We start from the raw sequence: 26533 nt of genomic DNA on the forward strand, positions 1-26533 counted from the left end.
GTAAAATTATTTTACTTTTATAGCCTTAAAATAAAGTGCATGAGAGGAATAACTATTGGTTTTTTGTTGTTGATGACGAGTTTTTTACAAGCTCAGGAAACTCCGAAACCACCTAAATCTGACGAGAGAAATACCGATAAATTCAAACAAATGTATGATTTGTTGGCAACACCCAATATGTATCGTACAGCCTCCGGCGCTCCGGGTCCCGAGTATTATCAGCAACAAGCCGATTATAAGATTGATGTGGAATTGGATGATAAAAACCAAAAAATGTATGGTACCGAAACCATAACCTATACCAATAACGCGAAAGAATCTTTAGATTATTTGTGGTTGCAACTCGACCAAAATGAGAAAGCTAAAAATGCTAAATCTCAGCTGATTGACAGCGACAAGGCCAATCCGGCTATACCGGCACAAACCTTTTCAAGAAAATATTTAGAAGAACATTTTGACGGCGGATTTAAGATTGATTATGTAAAAGACGCCAAAGGAAATCCAATGTCCTATACCATCAACCAAACGATGATGCGTGTAGAATTGCCCAAAGTTTTACAGCATGGCGAAAAGATTGCTATCTCGATTAAATGGTGGTACAATATCAATGATTTTTTATTAGATGGAGGTCGTTCGGGCTACGAGCATTTTGATAAAGATGGTAATAATCTTTATATCATTGCTCAGTTTTATCCGAGAATGGCGGTTTATAATGATGTGGAAGGTTGGCAAAACCAACAGTTTTGGGGTTCAGGAGAATTTGCCTTGCCTTTTGGTAATTTCGAAGTAAATATTACGGTTCCTGCTGACCATATTATGGAAGCTACCGGAACCTTATTGAACCGAGCCGACGTTTTCACCCCGGAACAATTAGCTCGATATGCTCAAGCAGAAAAATCTTTTGACAAACCGGTAATAGTAGTAACACAAGCTGAGGCGGAAGCCAGAGAAAAAGTATTTTCAACAGCCAAAAAAACATGGAAATTCAAAGCCGAAAATGTACGTGATTTTGGAATTGCTACCTCCCGAAAATTTATTTACGACGCGATGGCGGTGAAGTTGGGAGGTAAAAATGTGATGGCGATTTCAGTATATCCGAAAGAAGGAAATCCGCTTTGGGAACAATATTCAACTCGAGTGGTGGCGCATACTTTAAAAAGTTATTCGAGTCATACTTTTGATTATCCTTATCCAAAAGCTGTCTCAGTACATGCTCAGGATCAGGGAATGGAATATCCGATGATTTGCTGGAATTGGGGAAGACCTGATGAAGATGGAAAATATACAGAGCGAACCAAAAACGGAATGATTAGTGTTATTGTACATGAGGTTGGACATAATTTCTTTCCGATGATTGTCAACTCAGATGAGCGTCAATGGACTTGGATGGACGAAGGATTGAATTCGTTTTTAGAATATGTAGCATTGATGGAATGGGATCCGAATTTCCCGGCAGACCGAGGTCCGGCAAAATCAATTGTTCCTTATATGAGTGGTGACCAAAAAGGCTTAGAACCCATTATGACCAATTCAGAAAGCATTCGTCAATTTGGAAATAATGCTTACGGCAAACCGGCTGCTGCTTTGAATATTTTACGCGAAACGGTTATGGGAAGAGATTTATTTGACTATGCTTTCAGAACTTATGCCAATCGATGGAAGTTTAAACATCCTACTCCTGAAGACTTTTTCCGAACGATGGAGGATGCTTCTGCTTTTGATTTAGATTGGTTTTGGAGAGGCTGGTTTTATACCACTGACTATAATGATATCGGTATAAAAGAAGTAAAAAAATATTTTGTGAGTAATGATCCTCCGAAAAGAATTTCAACTACCGGAAGAAAACGCAGAAATGCCAATCCGGGACCGATGGTTTACATGATTGCCGATGGAAGTGATGATTTTACACCCGAAATGAATAAACCCTTCGACAGTAAAGAAGTTAAAACATTGAACGATTATATTCAATCGCACTTTACCAAAGAAGAGCAAGCAAAGTTGGACACACCTAAATATTTTTATCAAGTAACGTTTAACAAACCGGGTGGATTGGTAATGCCAATTTTGGTTGAAATCACTTTTGAAGACGGAACCAAAGAAAATCATCATTTTCCGGCGCAGATTTGGCGAATGAATGATGAAGAAGTTAGCCGAACCTTTGCTACCAAAAAAGTAATTTCCAAAATTGTGGTCGATCCAAAACTGGAAACGGCCGATATTGATATGACGAATAATTCTTGGCCAAAAACCGAAGAAAAATCAAAATTTGATTAAGAGAACTTTGTAACTTTGCAACTCATTTAGAAAAATTAAAACTATGTTTGGAATTGGTGGTGGCGAATTAATCTTTATCCTTTTCATTGCCTTGATGCTTTTCGGTTCTGATAAAATTCCGGATATAGCCAGAGCGGTTGGGAAAGGAATGGCACAAGTGAAAAATGCTACAAACGAAATAAAATCTGAAATCCAGAAAGAAGTAAAAACGCATGGTATTGATACTTCTGTAAAAGAATTGACCTCTACTTTCAGTACCGAAGTTGATAAGGTAAAAGAAGGTTTGGATAGCAATTTATCGGCACCTGTTCAAAAAATTAGCGAAGATATCGACGATTTATCAGGGCCTATTAAACGCCAAATGTAATGCTTGAAAAAATCATCCATTTAGATAAAGAACTCTTTGTTTTCTTAAACGGATTAGGCTCTGAAACGTTTGATGGTTTTTGGTTAACCATTACAAAACAGTTTTATTGGGCTCCTCTTTTTTTAGCTATTTTCTATTTGCTCCAAAAAAAATTGGGCTGGAAAAACTTTGGTATTTATATTCTCTTTACGGCTGTTTTAATTTTTGTTTGTGATCAAACGGCCAATCTTTTTAAGGATTATTTTCAAAGATTACGCCCTTGTAATGACGAAGAGATTAAGCATGTCATCCGAATTATAAAATCGAGTGACACGTTCAGTTTCTTTTCGGGGCATGCTACCAACTCGATGGCAACAACGGTTTTCACATTTTTAATTTTGAGGAAACACTACAAGCACATTTACTTATTATTCTTGTTTCCGCTGATATTTGCTTATAGCCGAATTTATCTGGGCATGCATTTTCCGGGTGATATATTGACTGGTTATGCTTTTGGTGCCGTTTTTGGATTTGCTTGTTATAAGTTGTATAAAAAATTCATACTTCGTACTTCGTAAGTCACACTTTTATCTCACTCTAGAAAAGGTCAAACCATCTCGTATTGGTAATAAAACTGTTTCTACTCTTTCGTCGTTTTTTAATAGTTCGTTGTATTCTAAAATAATTTTGGTGGTAATGTCGCTGGGTTTTACTTCTTCTAAAACTTTGCCGCTCCACAAAACATTATCTGAAAGAATAATGCCTCCTTTGTTCATAATAGGGAGTATTAAATGAAAATAATTAATGTAGTTTTCTTTATCCGCATCAATAAAAACCAAGTCGTATTTTTTAGTCAAGGTTGGAATAATCTCCAAAGCATCACCAAGATGTTGTGTTATTTGGGCTCCCCACTGACTTTTATCAAAATATTTTCGCTGAAAATCTACTAACTCTTCTTCAATATCCAAAGTGTCAATCGTTCCGTTTTCGGCTAAACCCTCGGCCAAACATAGTGTTGCATAACCTGTATAAGTCCCAATTTCCAATATGTTGGTTGGATGGATTATTTTAGAAAGCATACTCAATACTCTACCTTGAAAATGACCACTCAGCATGCGAGGTTGCAGTATTTTTTGATGAGTTTCTCTATTCAGTTGTACCAATAAATCCGGTTCGTTTTCGGAATGGTTGGTAACATATTGGTCTAATTCTTCAGAAAGGAAATGCATAGTTTTATTTTTTACAAAAATACAAATTACGAACTAACCAAAATACCCTAAATTTGCGCCATGGAAATTGAGAAAAAAGACATTCGAAGTTTAACCAAAGCACAATTGCGCGATTTTTTTGTGGCCAATGGCGATAAAGCCTTCCGGGGCAATCAAGTCTATGAGTGGTTGTGGAGCAAAGCCTCGCACAGTTTTGAAGACATGACCAATGTGTCTAAAGAAACCCGTGCCATGCTCGAAAATAACTTTGTGATTAATCATATCAAAGTCGATACCATGCAACGCAGCGAGGACGGGACAGTGAAAAATGCAGTTCGTTTGCACGATGGTTTGATAGTGGAAAGTGTTTTGATTCCAACCGAAACCAGAACTACAGCTTGTGTTTCGAGTCAGGTAGGTTGTAGTTTGGATTGTAATTTTTGTGCTACTGCCCGATTAAAAAGAATGCGCAATTTGGAGCCCGGTGAAATCTACGACCAAGTGGTGGCTATCGACAGAGAAAGTCGGTTGTATTATAACCGTCCGCTTTCTAATATTGTTTTTATGGGTATGGGCGAACCGTTGATGAACTATAACAATGTGATGAAAGCCATTGCTATGATTACGTCAGAAGAAGGGTTGGGGATGTCGCCAAAACGCATTACGGTTTCCACTTCAGGTGTTCCCAAAATGATTAAAAAAATGGCCGATGATGAGGTGAAATTCAAATTAGCTGTTTCATTACATTCCGCTGTGGAAGAAACCAGAAACCGAATTATGCCATTCACCAAAAATTTTCAATTGCCCGAATTGAAAGAAGCATTGCAATATTGGTATCAAAAAACCAAAAGTAAAGTAACCTATGAATATGTGGTTTGGAAAGGCATCAATGATGATAAAGCTTCGATTGACGCTTTGGTGAAATTCTGTAAATACGTGCCTTGTAAAGTTAATTTAATTGAATACAATCCGATTGATGACGGCGAATTCCAACAAGCTGCTGATGAAGCTATTGATAATTACATCAAAGCTTTAGAACGAAACGATATAGTGGCTAAAGTAAGGCGAAGTCGCGGAAAAGACATAGATGCTGCCTGCGGCCAATTGGCTAATAAATCATAAAAAAAGTCCCGATACTACATTCAGTACCGGGACTTTTTCCTTTTTATAATTAACAATTTTTAATTTCCAATAACGATATCGAAGCTGTTATTTCCGTTCACCGTCAGCACCGCTAAATTATCACAAGCTCCATTGCCATAATCTAAAGTGGCTGTGTTGTTTCCTCTCACAATAGTAATTACTCCTGAAACAATAAGCGGTTTGTGTACTGCAATACAACTCATTTTTACATGTAGCTCAGTTGTGATAGTACTGGTTTGTGTTCCGCCGTTTGGACCAGTAGTTAACCAGTTTCCTGTAATTCTATATACATTATCTGAAAAATCGTCATTGCCGATTCCTTCAATAATTTCTCTTACTCTTTCGCCGGTTCTGTGGTATACATCACCATTTGGAAAAGTAGCTGTCATATCCATATTCATAGTAACTTTTGGATGCGCAGGAACATTTCCGTTGGCTGCTATTATCACACGAGTGAATGTTTTGGTCCCGTCAAATTTAATTGCGTTGTGGTAGAAATTCTCAAAAGTATAAGTGATGGTATGTGATGTTGCAGTCGGTTGGTATACAAATGATATTATGATTTTTCCTTTTAGAACGTTCCCATTGTTTAAAGTACAGCCGGTGGTTCCGAAATCAATAGTTTTGGTAACTGTATCCCCGGATGCATATGGAGGCGGAGTGCTTAACGTGATGGTTGCACAATCGGAAAACATTGAATTTCCAAATTGAGTTGTTTTTCCATTTCCGTTGCTCAAATAAGTATTAGATTCTTGTTCTTCCACTATATTGGTAACATCATCATTCATAGCGTCAATTTTGGCGCTTGCTTTTGCATCATCAGCACTCACGGTGCCGTTGTCATTGCTGTCATCTTTACTACAGCTTAAAATGCTTAATGAAAGGGCCAATCCCAGTATTAAATTTCTTGTTTTCATAATGTATAGTATTTTTAGTTTTTGGTTAAGACCTTGTTAAAACGAAATGGTTTAATGAGCTGTAATTTTTTTTTGCAAACGATGGCTTTGTTGTATATTTGAAAGCGATGAATATCACTTCACAAATAAAAAAACCCATTCAGCAGGAAATGGAACTTTTTGAAAAAAAGTTCTACGAATCCATGACATCAAAGGTAGCTCTCCTCAATCGAATTACCTATTATATTGTCAATCGAAAAGGAAAACAAATGCGACCAATGTTTGTTTTTCTGACGGCTAAAATGCTGTCTGATGGCCATGTCAATGAAAGAACTTATCGTGGTGCCAGTGTTATTGAACTTATTCATACAGCCACTCTAGTTCACGATGATGTGGTGGATGATAGCAACCGTCGCCGAGGATTTTTCTCTATCAATGCTTTGTGGAAAAACAAAATTGCCGTTTTGGTTGGCGATTATTTATTGTCAAAAGGCTTGTTGCTTTCTATTGATAATGGCGATTTTGATTTACTTCGAATCATATCGGTTGCTGTTCGTGAAATGAGTGAAGGCGAATTATTGCAAATCGAAAAAGCCCGTCGGTTAGATATAGTAGAAGAGGTTTATTATGAAATCATTCGGAAAAAGACAGCAACTTTAATTGCTTCTTGTTGTGCACTTGGTGCTAAGTCGGTTTCTAAAGATGAAGTTCAAGTTGAAGCTATGCGTAAATTTGGTGAACTCATCGGAATGGCATTTCAAATCAAAGACGATTTGTTTGATTATACCGATGATGCTATAGGTAAACCAACCGGAATTGATATCAAAGAGCAAAAAATGACACTGCCTTTGATTTACGCCCTTAATAATTGTAGTACTCACGAAAAAAGTTGGTGTATTAATTCAATTAAAAACCACAACAAAGACAAAAAAAGGGTCAAAGAAGTTATTCAATTTGTAAAAGACAAAAACGGTTTGCGTTATGCCGAACAAAAAATGGTGCAGTTCCAACAAGAAGCTATTCAGATCTTAGAAAATTTCCCCCAATCAGAATACAGAGAGGCTCTTTCGCTCATGGTGAATTATGTAATTGAAAGAAAAAAATAATTTTTTTCAACTATTTTTTCAGATTCAAAGCCTTGATTTTGTTAAGGTTGTTTGTTTTTATGTCTCTAAACATGATTTTTTTAAAATGTCATGCAACCATTTTCCAACGACACTCGTCTATGCTCATAGAACTCTAACAATAGGTTTTGAAAGTTATCAATTTACATAAAGATGAAAAGGAATTAATCGAACTGGCTGTCGAAAACAATCGCCATGCACAACATCAGATTTATTCCAAATTCGCACCTAAAATGTTGAGTGTTTGCCGCCAATATATTAAAGATGTGCATCAAGCCGAAGACATAATGATTACAGCTTTTATGAAGGTGTTTACAGGATTGAAAAATTTTGAACACAAAGGAAGCTTTGAAGGTTGGATTCGCCGAATTATGGTTAACGAATGCATTTCGTTTATCAGAGTAGATAAAAAAGTAAAGTTTATCGAAGATGAAAATTTCTTCGAAGAAAGACACAATAATATAGAAAGTCAGTTTTCGGTGGAAGAAATTCAATTTCTGATTGACAGTTTACCTGAAGGCTATAAAATGATTTTCAATTTATATGCTATTGAAGGATTTAAACATCAGGAAATTGCATCTATGCTTGGGATAAGCGAAGGCACTTCAAAATCACAACTATCTCATGCCAGAAAGATGTTGCAGGAGCATATTACCACACGAGCGCAGCGAACTGACGCAGTAAATTAAAAAACTATAATAATGGAACCGAATAAAATAGAAAAACAGTTCAGAGCAAAGTTGAATGCCAGAGTGATTCAGCCTTCAGCTCAGGCGTGGGACCGATTGGATGCGATGCTTTCGGTAGCCGAAGAAAAAAAAACAAAACGACCTTTTGGCTTTTTGTTTATTGCTGCCAGCATTTTGGTTTTAGTAACGCTTGGTCTATTTTTTTTCACACAAAACGGTACAGCGATTAAACCAATAAATAATGTAGTTGGTACTGAAACTAAAAACGACACAGTTCAAAATCCATCAAAGACAATTCAGAACCCTATCATTGGAAGCCAAAAGCAAAATGAAGTTGTAGTCGATAATCAACCAGCAACCAACAACCGACAACCAATAACTAAAAAATCAATCATCAATCAAAAAACAACAGTAAATCAAAAAGAGAATGACAATCAAAATCAAATTATTAAAGACAAAGCTATCGAATATCAAAATTCATCAGATGTTGCACTGAAAGATTTGCCAAGGATAGAAACCAGAAAAGAAATCGTTATTGAAAGTAAAAAGGAAATCAAATCAGACGATGCTTTATTGGCCGATTTAGATAAAACAGCGAAACAATTTATCGGAAAAAAAACAACGATGAAAGTGGATGCCAAAAATCTTCTTTCCCAAGTAGATGGTGAGCTGGAGCTTACATTCAGAGAAAAAATGATCAATAAAGTGAATAAAAATTACCAAGAAGTAAAAGTGGCATTAGCCAACCGAAACAAAGAATAATCATTAATCAATAAATCAAAAATCATGAAGAATTTTACCATTTATGCAGCGCTATTGTTGAGTCTAATTCTAAGCAAAGCAACAGCACAGGAAACCTTTGAAGGAAAGGCCAGAGCCATAGCCGATAAAATAGAAAATATTACCAAAGAAGAAAAAGCGGCTTTGAAGATCGAATTAGAAACGGTAAACAAAGAATTGGAAGCCGGAACCATCACTAAAGAGCAGGCTGATGCCAAAAAAATGCTGTTAGCTGAAACCCGCTCCAGCAACATTGAAACCCGCATCGGACAGGCACAAGAAGAATTAAAAGATTTAGTAAAACAAAAAGTTGACGGGAAAATCAAGGATTGGAAAAGTGAATATTTTTCCTTTTCTATCAAGAAAGATTCCTTGAGAAGACATAGAGGTGAATTAAGAACTACCTCTCAGTTTGTTTTTGCTGCCGGAGTAAATAACGTGGTGACTGACGGAAGTGTTGCTAATTCTGACTTCAGATATTGGGGTTCTCATTTCTACGAATGGGGAATTACCGCAAACACTCGTCTTTTAAAAAATGATAATTTTCTACACTTGAAATATGGTCTTTCTTTAATGTACAATAATCTTCGTGCTACAGACAATCGTTATTTTGTGGTAAATGGTGATCAAACCGATTTGGTAAACAGCCCAGTTCATTTAGAAGATTCTCGTTTTAGAAATGTGTTTCTTTCTGTGCCGGTGCATTTAGAGTTTGATTTTACCAAAGCCAAAGATAAAGATGGGAAAAAAATCTTCAGAACTCATGAAAGTGTACGCTTCGGAATAGGAGGGTATGCCGGTGTGCGAGTTAAATCAAAACAAATTTTAAAATACGAAGATGGTGGCCGAGATGTGACACAAAAAACCAAAGGGAATTTCAATGTAAATGATTTTATTTACGGGGTGAGTGCATACATAGGTTACAAAGAAACCAGTTTGTATTTGAAATATGATTTAAACCCAATGTTCAAAGACAATGCAATCAAACAAAACAACATCTCGTTGGGAGTGCGTTTTGATTTAAACTAAGTTTGTTTGAGTTAATTTTATACTTCAAAAAGATGCTTCAGTAATGGAGCATCTTTTTTTATTTTTGTGTATTTTTACCCTCTTTCAAATTTTAAAAATCAAAACTTGATTACCCGCGAAACCATCGATAAAGTTTTTGAAACCGCCAGAGTGGAAGAAGTCATTGGCGACTTTGTTCAGCTTAAACGTGCCGGAAGCAATTACAAAGGATTGAGCCCATTTTCGGATGAGCGCTCTCCCTCGTTTATGGTATCGCCTGTAAAACAAATTTGGAAAGATTTCAGTTCGGGAAAAGGCGGTAGTGTTGTGACTTTTTTGATGGAGCATGAACATTTCACGTACCCTGAAGCCATTCGGTTTTTGGCCAACAAATACAATATCGAAATTGAAGAAACCGAAGTTTCCCAAGAAGATAAAATCGAGGCCAATGAAAAGGAAAGTATGTATTTGGTTTCTGAATTTGCCAAAACGTATTTTCACGAAACACTTTTAAACTCAGAAGAAGGCAAAGCGATTGGCTTGTCTTATTTTAAAGAAAGAGGATTTACCAATGAAACGATTACTAAATTTGGATTAGGCTATTCGCCCGAAACCTGGGATGCTTTTACCAAAGAAGCTTTAGCAAAAGGATATCAACTAGAATTTTTAGAAAAAGTTGGCTTGACAATTACCAGAGAAGATGGTAAGCATTTTGACCGTTTCAAAGGTAGAGTAATGTTTCCTATTCAAAGTTTATCGGGTCGGAATTTAGGTTTCGGCGGAAGAATTTTGACTAATGAAAAGAAAGCGGCTAAATATTTAAATTCACCGGAAAGCGACATTTACCATAAAAGCAAAGTTCTTTACGGAATTTTTCATGCTAAACAAGCCATTGCTAAGCTTAATAATTGTTATTTAGTAGAAGGTTATACTGATGTGATTCAAATGCATCAGGCGGGTATAGAAAACGTGGTAGCGTCTTCGGGAACCGCTCTGACACCGGATCAAATTCGATTAATTAACCGATTGACCAAAAATATTACCGTTTTGTTTGACGGTGATGCCGCCGGATTGCGAGCTTCCATTCGCGGAATCGATTTGATTTTGGAAGAAGGAATGAATGTAAAAGTCTGTACTTTCCCTGATGGTGATGATCCCGATAGTTTTGCTCGAAAGAAATCTTATGAAGATTTAGTATTTTATTTAGAAAACAATGCTAAAGATTTCATTCAGTTTAAGGCCTCTCTCTTGATGAATGAAGCCAATGATGATCCCATCAAGAAAGCGGAGTTGATTCGCGATATGGTAGTTAGTATTTCGAAGATTCCGGACCGAATCAAAAGAGAAATCTACATTCAGGAAACGGCCCGCATCATGGATATTTCTGAGCAAGTGCTGCTAAATACATTGGCGCAGTTGGTTCAGAAAGATATTTCAGAGGCCGGTAAAAAACTCAAGACCGAACAAAAAGCTTTTGAGGTGGTTAAACATGATGTTGAGGTTTCAAGAAAAAAATTGGACATACTTTCCAGTCTGGAAATCAGCATCATAAGCATGTTGGTTTTGTATGGAAATTTGGAAACTGATTTTGAAAATATCTATATCAATTTTGATGAAGAAGGCAATGAAGTTGAGGTTAAAGAAAAAATAAAATGTAAAATTTCGGAACGAATTTTTTTGAGCCTTCAAGAAGATGAAATAAGCTTTACCAATCCATTATTTCAGGAAATTTACAACGATTTGATTCATAATTATGTCAATAATTCCGGTTTTGATATCGTAACTTATATGAATACTCTAGAAGAGGCTCATTCAAGTTTTATTTCAAATTTAATAATGGAAAATGAGCGTTATACACTTGCGGGCTGGTTAGAAAAAAAGCAGGTTTTTGTTAAAGAAAAAGAGTCCGAAGAAGTGCTTACTAATTTAGTGACCGAAACGTTGATTTCATTACGTGAATACCTAATCAATAAGTTGATAGTTGATTTAATGCAAAATTACAACAGTGAAGCAGAGAATGATTTGGAAGAAGTAAAAGCTACAATCAATGATTATAATAAGCTTAAAGTCAGTCTGACGAATAAAATTGGGAGAATACGTTCTACTTACTTATAAAAAAACCCGCATCAAGCGGGTTTTTACTTTTTAAACGATTTCCAAAGTTTTAGCTTTGTTAACGAGATCAACCAAGTTGGTTACATTTAACTTGGTCAACAGACGAAGTTTGTAGGTACTAATGGTTTTTTCGTTAAGGGCTAAAATTTTAGCAATTTCGTTGTTCTTCTTGCCATCACTCAAGAAACGCAAAACTTCAATCTCTCGGTTAGAAAGTTTTCGGTACAAACGCTCCGATTTGTTTTGTTTGGCAATAAGTGCTAAGTTTCTCTTGATTTCTTCATTCAGGATAATTTGCCCTTGACTTACTTTGACAATGGTTATACCTAAATTCTCAAGTTTTGATGTCTTATGAACATATCCTGCACATCCTGCTTTAATAGCATTAGGGGCGTAAATGTGTTCAGACAAGCTACTAAAAACGATAACTTTAGTTTTTGGAAAATTTCTGATGATTGACTTGACTTCGTAAATACTTTTTAGTCCTTCAAGTTCTAAATCGATGATTAAGACGTCAATTTCTTTGTTTCTTAAAGCATCTGGAACCATAAAAAAATTTCCTACGTTGGATACAATACTTATTTCAGGGTGATCCTTGAAGTAAGCCTTCATTCCAAAGTGTACAACTGGAAAGTTATCAGCAATACATACATTTATCATAATTGTGGTATTTGATAAAAAATTAATAGAAATTTACTGTAAAGTTAAATAATTATATTGTAAAAAAGGTTAATTATTTCAATTTTTTTGGGATTAAACATACAGGAATTGGATTCATTTTATGTTGGTTTATAGTATTTAATTTTTTGTAAATACCAAACACTTCTTTGTCTCTTCCTGAAAAATCCTCACTTTTTTTGTTGTTTTCCGTTTCCAACATAGCCCATTCTAATTCGTCATAACTCGCGCCAATTTGCTCTTCATCTGTTCTCGAATCGCCAAATAAACCATCCGTGGGCGCAGCATTTTGAATTGATTGAGGAATTTCCAAATATTCACCCAAGGCATACACGTCACTTTTCATTAAATCGGCAATCGGACTTAAATCAACACCGCCATCACCATATTTGGTATAAAATCCAACCCCGAAATCCTCAACTTTATTTCCTGTTCCTGCAACTAATAAACCTTCGATTCCGGCAAAATAATACAAAGTTGTCATTCGCAATCGGGCTCTTGTATTTGCCAACGCTAAATCCAATCTAGTGTTGTCATTGCTCCCGGGTACCTTGCTTTTAAATGTTTCAAAAACGGCTGTCAAATCAGCTTCTGCATGCTGTACATTAGGGAAACGCTTTTTCAATTGCTCAATGTGTTCTCTGGCACGGCTCACTTGGGTAATGTCTTGATGAATTGGCATTTCAACACATAAAGTTGTTAAACCCGTTTGAGCACATAGGGTGGAGGTTACGGCCGAATCTACACCTCCTGATATTCCAATTACAAATCCATTTGTTTTAGATTTGGCTGAATAATCTTTCAACCATGTAACAATATAGGTGTTCACTTCCCCTACCTTGATTTTACTTTTTTTAGTCATTTGTTATGAAATTTTTTGAAAACTGCAATGTATATTTGCAAAAGTAAAAAAATCAGGTGCCTTTTAAGCTGATTTTCACCGTATAAATTTCTTAACAATGAAGAAACAAATTTTGGCCCTTTTTTTAGTTTTAGCTTTTGCTTCCTGCGATAAGAAATCTAAAGTGGAAAAAGCCGTAGAACAAATTCCCGTACAACTAAAAGTGGATCGATTTGACAAAGCTTTTTTTGAAGCTACACCAAAAGATTTGCCTAATCTGAAAGCCGAGTATCCTTTTTTCTTCCCTCAAGGAGTTGAGGATAAGCTTTGGATAGAAAAAATGCAAAACAAAGACTGGCGAGATTTGTACGCTGAAGTAGAAAAGAAATACCCTGATTTTGGCAAGCAAACCAATGAAATTGAAGACTTGTTCAAACATTTCAAATACTATTTCCCCGAAACAATTATGCCTAAAATTTATACAGTTATAGGTGAAATGGATTATAATACTAAAGCGATATATGCTAACGATAAATTAATCATTGCCTTGGAATTGTATTTAGGAAAAGATGTAAAGTTTTATACTTTCCCGGAATATCTCAGACAAAACTTTGAAGAGCGTCAAATGATGCCTGATATTGTGTCGAGTTTTGCTATGCGAAAAGTGCCGCCTCCAAGTGATAAAACCTTGTTGTCAAGTATGGTTTATTATGGAAAAGAACTTTATTTAAAAGATATAATGTTGCCTGACTATACCGATGCCGAAAAAATTGGGTATAAACCCGAACAAATCACTTGGTGTAAGGAAAACGAAAGCTACATGTGGCGCTTTTTTATAGACGAAAACCTGCTGTTTGATTCCGATTCCAGATTGCCGAATCGCTTTATAAATGTAGCACCCTTTTCTAAATTCTATCTCGAAATTGATAACGAATCTCCGGGTAGAGTCGGGCAATGGGTCGGCTGGCAAATAGTTCGTTCGTTTATGGAAAACAACGAGGTCAGTTTGCAGGATATGTTGAAAATGGACGCCAAACAATTATTTGAAAAATCAAAATACAAACCCAAAAAGAATGAGTAAAACCACAAAATCCGAAATAAAATTCCTTGTTGAATTAGATGAAAACCGCATACCCGAAAAACTTTCCTGGACAGCGCAAGACGGCGGTGTTGAAAAAGAAGAAGCTAAAGCAATAATGCTTTCCATTTGGGACAGTAAAGTGCAAGAAACGCTTCGCATTGATTTGTGGACGAAAGATATGCCGGTTGATGAGATGAAAAAATTCTTCCATCAAACATTGGTCGCGATGACAGATACATTTCAGCGCGCTACCCAAGATGAAAAAATGGCTGACACTATGAAGGATTTCTGCGATTATTTTGCAGAAAAGTTAGAATTAAAGAAATAAAAAAGGAGGTCAATTGACCACCTTTTTTATAATGAATTACTCTTGAACATTTCATTATTTACGCCATCAATGAAGGAGAGCACTTGGTCTCTTCCTGTGGCTTCCAGTGCCGAAGTTACAAAGTGTTGGGGCATTTCTTCCCAGTTGTTTGCCAAAAGGGCTTTGCGGTAAGCGGCTATATGTGAATCAATTTTAGTTTTACTGATTTTATCTGCTTTGGTAAAAATAATGCAAAAAGGCACTTCTATTTCTCCCAAATAATTAATGAATTCCAAATCAATTTTCTGCGCTTCCAAACGGATGTCAATTAAGACAAAAGCACAAACCAATTGCTCTCTTTTTTCAAAATAATCGGTAATGAATTGTTGGAAAACTTCTTTTGTTTTCTTAGAAACACGGGCATAACCATAACCTGGTAAATCAACCAAAAACCAATTTAAGTTTATTTTGAAGTGATTTATTAATTGTGTTTTTCCGGGTTTTCCCGAAGTTTTGGCCAAATTTTTATGGTTTGTCAACATGTTAATCAAAGAAGATTTTCCCACGTTGGAACGACCAATAAATGCATATTCCGGCAAGGGGTCTTTCGGACATTTACTCACATCGGAATTGCTGATGATAAATTCGGCTGAATTGATTTTCATTGGTTTTTATTTAAAATAAAAAAGTCCCCAAACAGGACTTTTAGTCTATAAGTGTACTTCTTTTAGCCATTCGTGTAACAAGCGGTTAAACTCGTCAGGATGCTCCATCATGGCTGCATGTCCACATTTGTCTATCCAGTATAATTCAGAATTAGGCATCAATTTGTGAAATTCTTCAGCTACTTCCGGAGGCGTAACCTGGTCGTTTTTACCCCAAATAATACAGGTTTTTACATGCATTTTTGGCAAATCTTTGGCCATGTTATGACGAATTGCGCTTTTTGCAATCGTTAAAGTTTTAATCACTTTAATTCTGTCGTTTACTACCGAAAAAACTTCATCAACAATTTCTTTACTGGCTACTTTTGGGTCGTAAAAAACAGCTTCTGCTTTTTTCTTAATGTACTCATAATCGCCACGTTTTGGATAACTGTCACCCATCGCGCTTTCGTAAAGACCTGAACTTCCAGTAATTACAAGTCCGGCCACTTTTTCGGGATACATTTTAGAATGATACAGAGCGATATGCCCTCCAAGCGAATTGCCAAGTAAAATCACACGGTCATATCCTTTGAAAGTGATAAAGTCTTTTACGTATTTAGCGAAAGCCTTGACGTTGGTTTTTAGTATGTTTTGGGTATAAATCGGTAATTCGGGAACAACCACTTTATATCCTTTTGTTGAAAAATAATCAGCCACTCCGCTGAAGTTGCTCAAGCCCCCCATCAAACCGTGTAAAACGACAATTGGCGTGCCTTCGCCCACTTCATAATAAGAATACCTACCTTCTTTTTTTAAATTTCCGTCCATATAATTTTTCGACTTTTACATCGGCAACAAATATATGATTTTATAGCTAAAAACACTTTTCTATCAGGAATATTTACTACTAAAAAGCAAGAATTTCATCAACAATTTTTCAAAATCAGGGTGAATAGTTTTAGAAAATTACACTTTCTTTCTTAATTGCTCAACAATCAATATTTCGTAACAAAAGTATTTGAAATCAGGTTTTTGTGCTTTTTTCTTATAGTCTTCCCGTTTTACTTAATGATTTGTTAAAAAAAGCAGTGGTGTGTTGTTGTTGTGTTTTCGACCAAAATGGAAATAAAGTGGTAAAACTTATTAACAAAGTGGTAATTAGTGGTAAAATGTGGTAATTATTTTTATATTTTTGCTGTTAATCAAAACAAACGACAATTGAACTCCATAATCGGAACATATGAATGCAAAGTTGACGCCAAAGGAAGACTCATGATTCCTTCGGCTTTAAAGAAGCAACTGGCTAATTCTCTTCAAGATGGCTTCGTCTTGAAGCGTTCTGTTTTTCAACCGTGTCTCGAATTATATCCGATGACTGAATGGAATTTGATGATGCAAAAAATCAACAAACTCAACCGATTTGTTAAGAAAAATAACGACTTCATTCGTCGTTTTACGGCTGGTGTGAAAGTGGTAGAAGTAGATGATTTAGGTCGTTTGTTAATTCCAAAAGATTTAGTGGCTTTCGGTAAGATTTCTAAAGACATCGTGCTTTCATCTGCTGTGAACATCGTAGAAATTTGGGATAAAGACTTATATGAAAAATCAATTGCCGGAGAGGATATTGATTTTGCTGATTTGGCCGAAGATGTAATGGGAAATATAAATGATGATGACAATGGAATATCATAATCCTGTCTTGTTGAAAGAAACAGTTGATGGTTTGAATATTAAGCCCGATGGAATTTACGTGGATGTGACTTTCGGAGGAGGAGGGCATTCCAAAGAGATTTTGAATCGATTAGGTCCTAACGGAAAGTTATTTGGTTTCGATCAAGACGAAGACGCTTGGGCGAATGCTTTGCCTGATGAACGATTTACTTTAATTCAGGAAAATTTCAGATATATCAAACGCTTTTTAAGATTTCACGGGGTAAAAAGTGTAGACGGTATTTTAGCCGATTTAGGTGTTTCGTCTCATCAGTTTGACGTTCCTGAAAGAGGGTTTTCTACTCGTTTTGATGCCGATTTGGATATGAGAATGAGCAAGAAAAATGATTTGGATGCTTACAAAGTGATTAATGAATACGATGAAGCTAATCTAAAAAGAGTGTTTTTGGATTATGGCGAATTGAAAGCAGCACCTGCCTTGGCAAGAACTATAATCGAAGCCAGAGAAAGAAAAGCCATCAGCACCACCGATGAACTAAAATTGATTTTGGCGAAGTTCTTACCGGAACAATTCAAGAATAAAATATTGGCCCAAATTTATCAGGCTATCCGAATAGAAGTGAATCAAGAAATGGATGTTTTAAAAGAGTTTTTAGAACAGTCTCTTGAAATATTGAAGCCCGAAGGTAGATTAAGCGTGATTTCGTATCACTCACTTGAAGACCGTTTGGTAAAACGATTCATGAAAAACGGCATGTTTGAAGGTGAGCCGGAACGCGATTTTTTCGGAAACTTTTCGGTGCCATTCAAATTGATCGGTAAACTAATTGTTCCGGACGATGCTGAAATTAAAAGCAATAACAGAGCAAGAAGTGCCAAATTAAGAATAGCAGAGAAGCGATGAAAAAAGGAGTTTACGGCATATTAAAAGCTCGATTTTTAGTCAATGAAGATGCTACCAAGAACTGGCGATTCATAGTGTTTTGCATTTTTTTAGCCATTCTGATGATTGCCTACGGTCATAATTATGATGAAAAGGTTTACCGAATAAGCGAATTGACCAATGAAGTAAAAGAATTGCGCTCTGAATTTGTAGACAAGCGCTCTGAATTAATGAAATTAAAAATGGAATCAACGGTTTCCGAAAAAATGGAAGAACGAAAAATTTTCCCTTCTTCGGTACCTCCGCAAAAGATAAAAGTTAAAAAACCGGCAGAAAAAAGTTTCTTTCAAAAACTATGGCAATAGAAGATAAACATATCTCTTACCGCATTTACCTAGTGGCTTTCAGTATCTTCCTGATGGCTATGGCGATTACCTTCAAACTCTCTAAAATTCAGTGGGTGGAAGGTGATCACTATAGAAAATTAGCTAAAGAAAGAACGGTAAAGAACTTCGTGATTCCTGCTAATAAAGGAAATATCTATTCCGCTGACGGCAGTTTGTTGGCAACTTCTATTCCAAATTACAACATCCGATTTGATGCCGTAGCGCCCAAAGGGGATTCGTTTGAAAAAAATGTTAAGCCTTTGTCGGATTCCCTGTCTTTGATGTTGGGTAAACCAAGTAGCTTTTACCATACGCAATTACGCATGGCAAGAGCCAATAAAAACAGGTATTTATTAATTGCGCGTGATTTGAGTTATACCCAATACATGAAAATCAAAAGTTTTCCGCTATTCAATTTGGGAGCCAATAAAGGGGGTATGATTACCGAACAAGAAACGGTTCGTGAACACCCTATTGGTAAAATTGCCGAAAGAACCATCGGCTACGAAAGAATTACACCGGAAGGAAAACCTGACGGGAAAGGAATTGAGTGGTCATTTCGAAAATATTTGAACGGAAAAGACGGTAAAGTATTAAAACAAAAAATAGCCAAAGGCCAATGGAAACCTATTCGCGATGTGAACGAAGTTGATCCTCAAGATGGTTACGATGTGATTTCTACTATTGATGTTTACATTCAGGATATTGCGCACCACGCGTTGTTAAAACAATTAAAAGATTACAAAGCCGAACACGGTTGTGTAGTGGTGATGGAAACCAAAACCGGGAAAATCAAAGCGATTTCCAATTTAGGAAAACTAAAAGAAAGCGATTCTACTTATTTTGAAACTACTAATTACGCTATAGCCGAAGCTCATGAACCGGGTTCAACGTTCAAGCTAATCGACATGATTGCTTTGTTGGATGATAATAAAATTGACACCAATAAAGTATATGATAGCAAAGGAGGTATTATTGATTACCGTGGAAAAAAAGTCCGCGATTCGCACGAAGGTGGTTACGGAAGAATTTCTTTAGCCCGAGGTTTTGAAGTATCTTCTAATACTATAATGGTACAGGCGGTATATGAAAATTATAAAAACAATCCACAAGAATTTGTAGACCGAATTGACCGAATGGGTTTAAACAAACCACTGGGATTGCCATTTCAAGGAGAAGGAAAACCATATATACCACAACCAAACGATAAGCATTGGAGCGCTATTTCATTGCCGTGGATGGCTTTTGGATATGGTGTTGCCGTGACGCCTTTGCAAACTTTGACGTTGTATAATGCGGTGGCCAATAATGGCGAAATGGTAAAGCCACAATTCGTTTCTGAAATCAAAGAATGGAACAAAACCATCAAAAAATATGATAAGCAAGTCATCAATCCAAAAATTTGTTCCGAGGAAACCATCAAGAAACTAAAAGCCGTAATGCAAAATGTGGTGAAAAGAGGAACGGGCTCAAAACTGTATTCTAAAGATTTTTCCATGGCAGGGAAAACAGGAACAGCACAAGCCAATTATGCTAAAAATGGGGGTTCTGAAAAACATTATATCTCTTCTTTCGTTGGTTTTTTTCCGGCAGAGAATCCAAAATATTCTTGCATAGTTGTAGTGCATAAACCCAATACTTCTGGCAATAATTATTACGGAGCCGATGTGGCCGGACCGGTTTTCAAACGCATTGCGCAAAAGATTTTCACTGACGCACCATCCACCAATGAAATTAAAAATCTGAACCGAAAAGTTGGTAAACAAGAGAAAGCGTATAACGAATATGCCATCAAATCGCAAGAAGAAACCAAAGGAGTTCCAAATGTTAAAGGAATGAGCGGGATGGATGCGGTAGCACTTTTGGAAAATTTAAAACTGAAAGTGAAAGTTATCGGTGTCGGAAAAGTAAAAAAACAATCGGTACAACCCGGAGAAGCTATAGATAAAAACAAAATCATCATACTCGAATTATCGTGATTATTTTAAAAGATATATTATACAAAGTCGCTATCGAAGTCGTAAAGGGTTCGACAGAAATGACTATACAAAAAATTGAATTCGACTCGCGAAAAGTTCAGGAGAATGATGTTTTTGTGGCGATTCGCGGTACAGTTTCAAACGGACATGACTTTATAGAAAAAGCGATTAACCTTGGAGCTGTTGCTATTGTTTGCGATACTTTGCCGGAAATTATCGTGACCGGTATTACTTATATTCAGGTAAAAGATACCAATTCGGCTTTGGCTATTATGGCCACCAATTTTTATGGCAATCCGTCACAAAATTTACAGTTAGTTGGCATTACAGGAACGAATGGTAAAACCACAATTGCCTCGCTTTTATACCAATTGTTCAAAAAAGCTGGTTTCAAAGTTGGATTGCTTTCCACCGTGAAAATTTTGGTGGATGATGTTGAATATAAAGCTACACACACTACACCCGATTCGTTGACGATTAATTATTATTTAGCTGAAATGAGCGCTGTGGGTGTCGAATATTGCTTTATGGAAGTGAGCTCACACGGGATTCATCAAAAACGTACCGAAGGCTTACAGTTTGCCGGAGGTGTTTTCACCAATCTGTCCCACGACCATTTAGATTACCATCCGACTTTCGCAGAATACCGTGATGTAAAAAAATCATTTTTCGACCATTTGCCAAAAACAGCTTTTGCCCTAACCAATATTGATGACAAAAACGGTTTGGTAATGTTGCAAAATACATCGGCACGAAAACTGACTTATGCTTTAAAAACTTACGCTGAATACAAAGCACAGATTCTCGAAAATCAATTGTCAGGCTTATTGTTGAAAATCAATGAAAATGAAGTTTGGGTAAGATTGATTGGGACTTTCAATGCCTACAATTTATTGGCGATTTACGGAACAGCGGTTGAATTAGGCTTAGATAAATTAGAAGTGTTACGATTGTTGTCGGAACTGGAAAGCGTTTCCGGACGTTTCCAATTTATAGTTTCCAATGACAAAATCACTGCTATTGTCGATTATGCCCACACTCCGGACGCTTTAGAAAATGTTTTGAACACCATCAATGACATTCGTACCAAAAATGAGCAACTCATTACTGTTGTAGGATGCGGAGGCGACAGAGATAAAACCAAAAGACCAATCATGGCTCACATTGCTACTTCTATGAGTAACAAAGTAATTATCACTTCGGACAATCCAAGAACGGAAGACCCAATTGATATTATCGCCGATATGGAAAAAGGAGTAGAGCCGCAAAATCAAAGAAAAACATTGTCCATTGTCGACAGAAAACAAGCTATCAAAACGGCTTGTCAGTTGGCCGGTCCAAATGATATCATCTTGATTGCCGGAAAAGGGCATGAAACGTATCAGGAAATTAATGGCGTACGCCACGATTTTGACGATATGGCCATTGTAAAAGAACTTTTAGAACAACTAAATAAATAAACCTATGCTATATTATTTATTTGAATACCTCGACAAAACCATGGATGTTCCGGGAACGGGAGTTTTCCAGTACATCACATTTCGTTCGGCTTTAGCGTTAATTCTGTCGCTGATGATTTCCACCATTTACGGTAAAAAAATCATCAACTTTCTAAGAAATCAGCAAGTGGGAGAAACCGTAAGAGAGCTTGGCTTGCAAGGACAAAATGAAAAAGCAGGAACGCCAACTATGGGAGGATTAATTATCATTACCGCCACGTTGATTCCGGTTTTGTTGTTAACCAAACTGAATAATATCTACATCATCCTTCTGATAGTAACCACACTTTGGATGGGAACCATAGGGTTTATTGACGATTATATCAAAATCTTCAAAAAAGACAAACAAGGATTAAAAGGGATTTTCAAAGTAATCGGTCAGGTTGGTTTAGGACTTATTGTAGGCTCGGTTTTATATTTTCATCCGGGAGTTACCGTTAGAGAAAGAGCTACTACACCAATAACTTTTAACCAAACACAAAACGTAATTTATGAATCACCGGTAGAAAGTAAATCAACCGTTACAACCATTCCGTTTATGAAAAACAATGAATTGGATTATGCCAAAATCATTGAATGGACGGGCGATGGTTACGAAAAATGGGCATGGTTGGTATTCATTCCGATAGTAATTTTCATTATCACTGCAGTTTCTAACGGTGCCAATTTAACGGACGGAATTGATGGCTTAGCCGCAGGAACTTCCGCTATTTCAGTACTGGCACTTGGTATTTTTACATTCGTTTCGGGTAACCTTATTTTGTCGAGTTATCTCAACATTATGTACATCCCCAATTCGGGAGAAATGACGGTTTTCATCTCGGCCTTCGTAGGAGCATTAATCGGATTTCTTTGGTACAATTCCTATCCGGCTTCTGTATTCATGGGGATACAGGTAGTTTGACTATCGGAGGAATCATAGCCGTATTGGCCATTTCTGTTAGAAAAGAAATGTTGTTGCCGGTATTGTGCGCCATTTTCTTTGCCGAAAACTTATCTGTAATTCTCCAAGTTTCCTATTTCAAATACACCAAAAAACGCTTTGGCGAAGGAAGACGCATTTTCCTGATGTCGCCATTGCACCACCATTACCAAAAGAAAGGCTATCACGAAAGTAAAATCGTAACTCGTTTTTGGATTGTAGCTATACTATTGGCCATCGTATCTATAGTGACTTTGAAATTAAGATAATGAAGCGGTTAGTAGTTCTTGGCGGAGGAGAAAGTGGCGTGGGAACGGCCATTTTAGGAAAGAAAGAAGGATTTGATGTCTTCGTTTCCGATTACGGGCAAATAAAAGATAAGTATAGAGAAGTTCTTAAACAATATGAAATTAAATGGGAAGATAATCAGCATACGGAAGAGTTGATTCTGAATGCGGATGTTGTAATGAAAAGCCCAGGAATTCCGGAGAAATCTACCATAGTAAAAAAACTGTTGGAGAAAGGCATACCGGTTATTTCCGAAATCGAATTTGCTTACCCGTTTACCAAAGCAAAAACAATTGGAATAACAGGAAGCAACGGAAAAACAACGACAACCATGTTGACCTACCATTTGCTGAAAGAAGGAGGGTTGAATGTGGGATTAGGAGGCAATATCGGAAAAAGTTTTGCCTGGCAAGTGGCCGAAGAAAATTACGATTATTATGTGTTAGAGTTGAGCAGTTTTCAACTAGACGGGATTATAAAGTACAAACCGGAAATTGCCATTATTACCAACATCAGCCCGGATCATTTAGACCGATACGAATACAAATATGAAAACTATATAGCATCAAAATTCAGAATAACCATGAACCAAACCGAGAGCGATTATCTCATCTACGATGCTGATGATGAAGCGATTTCAGCCTGGTTACAACAAAACAAAACAAACGCAAAATTAATTCCTTTTTCACTAACCCAAACCTTTGAAAACGGAGCCTTTATAAAAAACGAAACTATGGACATCATCATTAACAACGAAGAATTTGAAATGAAAACCGGAGAGGTTTCATTGGAAGGAAAACACAACCTGAAAAACGCTATGGCAGCTACATCGGTGGCTCAATTAATGAAAATCAGAAAGGAAACCATCCGTGAGAGTTTATCCAATTTCCAAGGAGTGGAGCATCGTTTGGAAAAAGTACTCAAAATTCAAAATGTTCAGTATATCAACGACAGTAAAGCGACCAACGTGAATGCAACTTTCTTTGCTTTAGACAGTATGACAGTGCCAACGGTTTGGATTGTTGGTGGAGTTGATAAAGGGAATGATTACAATGAACTAATGCCATTAGTACGCGAAAAAGTAAAAGCGATTATTTGTTTGGGTGTCGACAATAAAAAAATCGTTGATGCTTTCGGAAATGTTGTTGATATGATGGTTGAAGTAGATAACATGCGTGATGCAGTAAACACTGCCAGCCATATTGCCGAAAAAGGAGATGCAGTGTTGTTATCACCGGCTTGTGCCAGTTTCGATTTGTTCCAAAACTACGAAGACAGAGGAAGACAGTTTAAAGTAGCCGTACAAAATTTATAAAAAATTTGGATTGAGGAATAAGGATTTATCTAAATCCCAAATCCTAAATCTCAAATCCTAAATCAGAATATGAAAGAACTAATTCACAGTTTAAAAGGAGATAAAGTCATCTGGGCATTCGTGGCCCTTTTGGCATTATTTTCATTTATGCCGGTGTTTAGTGCGAGTAGTAATTTGGCCTACATGCGCCACGGCTCAGGAAATGCATTAACCTATTTGCTGAAACATGGAGCACAAGTATTTGTTGGTTTTTTTATTTTATATAAAGTCCACAAAATTCCCTATCATTATTTCAGAACCATATCAAGGTTTTTATTACCGGTTGTTTGGTTGTTGTTGATTTATACGTTGCTAAAAGGAACCGTAATCGAAGGCGCCAATGCCAGCCGATGGATCCAGATTCCGTTTATCGGGATTACGTTCCAAACGTCAACATTAGCTTCGATAGTGCTGTATGTTTTTGTGGCCAGGTATTTATCTAAAACCAGAGAAACACCAATCACCTTCCAATCTTCGCTATGGGAATTATGGACGCCGGTTTTTATTACATTAGTATTAATACTTCCTGCCAATTTATCTACCGCAGCCTTAATATTTGCTATGGTCATGATGTTGGCCTTTATTGGTAAATACCCTTTGAAATATATCGGAATCATCATTGGTGCCGGGATTATTGGATTGACATTTTTCATCTTAGTCGCTAAAGCCTTTCCTGATGCTTTCCCTAATCGTGTAGATACTTGGATTGCACGTATTGATAATTTCACCAGCGATAAACCCGATGAAGATGATTATCAAATAGAGAAAGCAAAAATTGCTATTGCTTCAGGCGGAGTCTATGGTTTAGGTCCAGGGAAAAGTGTGCAGAAAAACTTCTTGCCACAATCGTCTTCCGATTTTATTTATGCCATTATCGTAGAAGAATACGGTCTTTTCGGGGGATTATTAGTCTTAGGATTGTATTTATTGTTGTTGTTCCGATTTGTCGTAGCGGCACACAAAGCCAATTCGCTTTTCGGAAAACTAGTCGTCATTGGCTTAGGATTTCCCATCATTTTTCAGGCGATGACCAACATGGCGGTAGCGGTGGAATTATTGCCGGTAACAGGACAAACCTTGCCGTTAATTAGCTCGGGAGGAAGTTCGATTTGGATGACTTGTATTGCGCTTGGAATCATTTTGAGTGTAACCAAAAAAGATGAAGAAATTGCCGAAGAGCAAGCCGAAAAACAAAAACGTGAAGATGCTTTGCAAAAGCTTATTGATAAACAATTGAAAGAGGACGAAGAAGCTGAACAAGAAGATTTTTCAATTGAAGACAAAGCCAATCCAATGGAGCCTATTTTAAAAAGAAGTTAGCATGAACAAACTAAAATTCATATTAAGCGGTGGTGGCACAGGCGGACATATCTATCCGGCGGTGGCGATTGCCAATGAATTAAAGCTACGGTTTCCGGATGCTGAGTTTCTTTTTGTAGGAGCCAAAGACAAAATGGAAATGCAAAAAGTACCGCAAGCCGGTTATCAAATTAAAGGGTTATGGATTGCCGGTTTACAACGAAAACTGACTTTCCAAAACGCCATGTTTCCATTCAAACTGATAAGCAGTTTATGGACATCACGCCAAATAATAAAAAGTTTCAAGCCCGATGTTGTAATAGGAACCGGTGGTTTTGCCAGCGGACCGTTACTGCAAATGGCTAATAGTTTTAATATTCCAACGGTGATTCAGGAACAAAATTCGTATCCGGGTATTACCAACAAACTTTTGAGCAAAAAAGCTAATGCTATATGTGTGGCTTATGAAAATTTAGAGCGCTTTTTTCCAAAAGATAAAATCGTTTTTACGGGTAATCCCGTTCGTCAGGATTTGCTGGATGTAGATTCTAAAAGAGCAGAAGGGACTGCTTATTTCAAATTGGATGCCAATAAAAAAACACTTTTAATCTTAGGCGGAAGCTTAGGAGCCAGAAGGGTAAACCAATTAATAGCTAAAGAACTTGATTTTCTTTTAGTTAGTGGAGTGCAGGTTTTTTGGCAATGCGGTAAATTGTATTTCGATGAATACCAACATTTCAACGAAAAAGAAAATGTACAGGTCGTAGCGTTTATTGATCGAATGGATTTAATATACGCCGCTGCCGATTTTGTGATTTCCCGTGCCGGAGCTTCTTCGGTTTCGGAATTGTGTTTGGTGGGAAAACCAACCCTTTTTATTCCGTCACCCAATGTAGCCGAAGACCATCAAACAAAAAATGCAAAGGCCATTGTAGATAAAAAAGGGGCTATTCTTTTAAAAGAAAGTGAATTGGATGAACAGTTTGAAACTGTTTTTTCAGATTTAATTTCCAATGATGATTTGCAGTTAATCTTGAGCCAAAACATAAAAAAATTGGCCAAACCCAATGCCACTAAAGACATCGTAGAAGAAATAATAAAATTGCTACAATAAA

Annotated in this window: 25 protein-coding genes and 1 pseudogene; 20 read left to right on the forward strand and 6 right to left on the reverse strand. The window is 36.7% G+C overall.

The window, feature by feature from the left end:
* Positions 1 to 39: 39 nt before the first annotated feature.
* The 3 genes from GUU89_RS06650 to GUU89_RS06660 are packed head-to-tail and all read left to right on the forward strand — an operon-like array spanning position 40 to position 3198.
* Positions 40 to 2274, forward strand: coding sequence for a M1 family metallopeptidase (locus GUU89_RS06650; RefSeq protein WP_162127186.1), 2235 nt, complete (start codon positions 40 to 42; stop codon positions 2272 to 2274).
* A 43-nt stretch (positions 2275 to 2317) separates the two neighbouring features.
* Positions 2318 to 2641: a Sec-independent protein translocase subunit TatA/TatB gene (locus tag GUU89_RS06655; protein ID WP_162127187.1), complete on the forward strand. Its 324-nt coding sequence runs from the start codon at positions 2318 to 2320 to the stop codon at positions 2639 to 2641.
* Positions 2641 to 3198 (forward strand): phosphatase PAP2 family protein, encoded by a 558-nt coding sequence (locus tag GUU89_RS06660; protein WP_162127188.1) that lies wholly within the window; start codon positions 2641 to 2643, stop codon positions 3196 to 3198. Before GUU89_RS06655 ends, GUU89_RS06660 begins: the two co-directional genes overlap by 1 nt.
* Positions 3199 to 3207: 9 nt before the next feature.
* On the opposite strand, the gene GUU89_RS06665 is transcribed toward GUU89_RS06660, so the two are convergent.
* Positions 3208 to 3849: an O-methyltransferase gene (locus tag GUU89_RS06665; RefSeq protein WP_162127189.1), complete on the reverse strand. Its 642-nt coding sequence runs from the start codon at positions 3847 to 3849 to the stop codon at positions 3208 to 3210.
* A 60-nt stretch (positions 3850 to 3909) separates the two neighbouring features.
* Here GUU89_RS06665 and rlmN point away from each other — a divergent pair, with 60 nt between their 5' ends.
* Positions 3910 to 4950 (forward strand): 23S rRNA (adenine(2503)-C(2))-methyltransferase RlmN, encoded by a 1041-nt coding sequence (gene rlmN, locus GUU89_RS06670; RefSeq protein ID WP_162127190.1) that lies wholly within the window; start codon positions 3910 to 3912, stop codon positions 4948 to 4950.
* A gap of 59 nt (positions 4951 to 5009) precedes the next feature.
* Here rlmN and GUU89_RS06675 read toward each other — a convergent pair whose 3' ends face one another.
* Positions 5010 to 5888, reverse strand: a complete 879-nt coding sequence (locus tag GUU89_RS06675) for a hypothetical protein (RefSeq protein ID WP_162127191.1) — start codon at positions 5886 to 5888, stop codon at positions 5010 to 5012.
* Between the two features lie 107 nt (positions 5889 to 5995).
* On the opposite strand from GUU89_RS06675, the gene GUU89_RS06680 reads away from it, so the two are divergent.
* The 5 genes from GUU89_RS06680 to dnaG all read left to right on the forward strand — a co-directional run bounded on the left by GUU89_RS06680 (position 5996) and on the right by dnaG (position 11583).
* Positions 5996 to 6973 (forward strand): polyprenyl synthetase family protein, encoded by a 978-nt coding sequence (locus GUU89_RS06680; protein ID WP_162127192.1) that lies wholly within the window; start codon positions 5996 to 5998, stop codon positions 6971 to 6973.
* 146 nt (positions 6974 to 7119) lie between these two features.
* Positions 7120 to 7680 carry an RNA polymerase sigma factor gene (locus GUU89_RS06685; protein WP_162127193.1) on the forward strand — a complete coding sequence of 187 codons (561 nt, stop codon included), beginning with the start codon at positions 7120 to 7122 and terminating at the stop codon, positions 7678 to 7680.
* A gap of 12 nt (positions 7681 to 7692) precedes the next feature.
* Positions 7693 to 8442 (forward strand): hypothetical protein, encoded by a 750-nt coding sequence (locus GUU89_RS06690; protein WP_162127194.1) that lies wholly within the window; start codon positions 7693 to 7695, stop codon positions 8440 to 8442.
* Between the two features lie 24 nt (positions 8443 to 8466).
* Positions 8467 to 9489 carry a hypothetical protein gene (locus GUU89_RS06695; RefSeq protein ID WP_162127195.1) on the forward strand — a complete coding sequence of 341 codons (1023 nt, stop codon included), beginning with the start codon at positions 8467 to 8469 and terminating at the stop codon, positions 9487 to 9489.
* Positions 9490 to 9594: 105 nt separating this feature from the next.
* Entirely contained in the window at positions 9595 to 11583 is a 1989-nt protein-coding gene (dnaG, locus tag GUU89_RS06700; RefSeq protein WP_162127196.1) for a DNA primase, read from the forward strand.
* Positions 11584 to 11613: 30 nt separating this feature from the next.
* Here the strand turns inward: dnaG and GUU89_RS06705 are convergent, their stop codons facing one another.
* A complete protein-coding gene (locus GUU89_RS06705) occupies positions 11614 to 12243 on the reverse strand; it encodes a response regulator transcription factor (protein ID WP_162127197.1) in 630 nt (209 codons plus the stop codon).
* Positions 12244 to 12316: 73 nt separating this feature from the next.
* Complete coding sequence (gene nadE / locus GUU89_RS06710; RefSeq protein ID WP_162127198.1) at positions 12317 to 13123, reverse strand: NAD(+) synthase; 807 nt, start codon at positions 13121 to 13123, stop codon at positions 12317 to 12319.
* A 97-nt stretch (positions 13124 to 13220) separates the two neighbouring features.
* On the opposite strand from nadE, the gene gldB reads away from it, so the two are divergent.
* Both gldB and gldC read left to right on the forward strand, forming a co-directional pair.
* Entirely contained in the window at positions 13221 to 14183 is a 963-nt protein-coding gene (gldB, locus tag GUU89_RS06715; protein WP_162127199.1) for a gliding motility lipoprotein GldB, read from the forward strand.
* On the forward strand, positions 14176 to 14511 hold the full coding sequence (gene gldC / locus GUU89_RS06720; protein ID WP_162127200.1) for a gliding motility protein GldC: 336 nt from the start codon (positions 14176 to 14178) through the stop codon (positions 14509 to 14511). The genes gldB and gldC overlap by 8 nt, the downstream gene beginning before the upstream one ends.
* 26 nt (positions 14512 to 14537) lie before the next feature.
* On the opposite strand, the gene yihA is transcribed toward gldC, so the two are convergent.
* Together yihA and GUU89_RS06730 are read right to left on the reverse strand one after the other, a co-directional pair.
* Positions 14538 to 15155, reverse strand: a complete 618-nt coding sequence (gene yihA, locus GUU89_RS06725; RefSeq protein ID WP_162127201.1) for a ribosome biogenesis GTP-binding protein YihA/YsxC — start codon at positions 15153 to 15155, stop codon at positions 14538 to 14540.
* A gap of 45 nt (positions 15156 to 15200) precedes the next feature.
* A complete protein-coding gene (locus tag GUU89_RS06730) occupies positions 15201 to 15965 on the reverse strand; it encodes an alpha/beta fold hydrolase (RefSeq protein ID WP_162127202.1) in 765 nt (254 codons plus the stop codon).
* Between the two features lie 390 nt (positions 15966 to 16355).
* On the opposite strand from GUU89_RS06730, the gene mraZ reads away from it, so the two are divergent.
* The 9 genes and pseudogenes from mraZ to murG all read left to right on the forward strand — a co-directional run bounded on the left by mraZ (position 16356) and on the right by murG (position 26532).
* Entirely contained in the window at positions 16356 to 16829 is a 474-nt protein-coding gene (mraZ, locus tag GUU89_RS06735) for a division/cell wall cluster transcriptional repressor MraZ (RefSeq protein ID WP_162127203.1), read from the forward strand.
* Positions 16804 to 17712, forward strand: a complete 909-nt coding sequence (rsmH, locus tag GUU89_RS06740; protein ID WP_202924438.1) for a 16S rRNA (cytosine(1402)-N(4))-methyltransferase RsmH — start codon at positions 16804 to 16806, stop codon at positions 17710 to 17712. The genes mraZ and rsmH overlap by 26 nt, the downstream gene beginning before the upstream one ends.
* Positions 17709 to 18056, forward strand: a complete 348-nt coding sequence (locus GUU89_RS06745; RefSeq protein ID WP_162127205.1) for an FtsL-like putative cell division protein — start codon at positions 17709 to 17711, stop codon at positions 18054 to 18056. The genes rsmH and GUU89_RS06745 overlap by 4 nt, the downstream gene beginning before the upstream one ends.
* Positions 18047 to 20056, forward strand: coding sequence for a penicillin-binding protein (locus tag GUU89_RS06750; RefSeq protein ID WP_162127206.1), 2010 nt, complete (start codon positions 18047 to 18049; stop codon positions 20054 to 20056). The genes GUU89_RS06745 and GUU89_RS06750 overlap by 10 nt, the downstream gene beginning before the upstream one ends.
* Positions 20053 to 21516 (forward strand): UDP-N-acetylmuramoyl-L-alanyl-D-glutamate--2,6-diaminopimelate ligase, encoded by a 1464-nt coding sequence (locus GUU89_RS06755; RefSeq protein ID WP_162127207.1) that lies wholly within the window; start codon positions 20053 to 20055, stop codon positions 21514 to 21516. The genes GUU89_RS06750 and GUU89_RS06755 overlap by 4 nt, the downstream gene beginning before the upstream one ends.
* Before the next feature lie 4 nt (positions 21517 to 21520).
* Positions 21521 to 22746: pseudogene (gene mraY / locus GUU89_RS06760) on the forward strand (phospho-N-acetylmuramoyl-pentapeptide-transferase).
* On the forward strand, positions 22746 to 24080 hold the full coding sequence (murD, locus tag GUU89_RS06765) for a UDP-N-acetylmuramoyl-L-alanine--D-glutamate ligase (RefSeq protein ID WP_162127208.1): 1335 nt from the start codon (positions 22746 to 22748) through the stop codon (positions 24078 to 24080). Before mraY ends, murD begins: the two are co-directional and overlap by 1 nt.
* 69 nt (positions 24081 to 24149) lie before the next feature.
* Positions 24150 to 25439, forward strand: a complete 1290-nt coding sequence (locus GUU89_RS06770) for an FtsW/RodA/SpoVE family cell cycle protein (RefSeq protein WP_162127209.1) — start codon at positions 24150 to 24152, stop codon at positions 25437 to 25439.
* 1 nt (position 25440) lies between these two features.
* Positions 25441 to 26532, forward strand: coding sequence for an undecaprenyldiphospho-muramoylpentapeptide beta-N-acetylglucosaminyltransferase (gene murG, locus GUU89_RS06775; RefSeq protein ID WP_162127210.1), 1092 nt, complete (start codon positions 25441 to 25443; stop codon positions 26530 to 26532).
* Position 26533 lies beyond the last annotated feature (1 nt).

The sequence above is a fragment of the Flavobacterium phycosphaerae genome (assembly GCF_010119235.1).
Taxonomy (GTDB): domain Bacteria; phylum Bacteroidota; class Bacteroidia; order Flavobacteriales; family Flavobacteriaceae; genus Flavobacterium; species Flavobacterium phycosphaerae.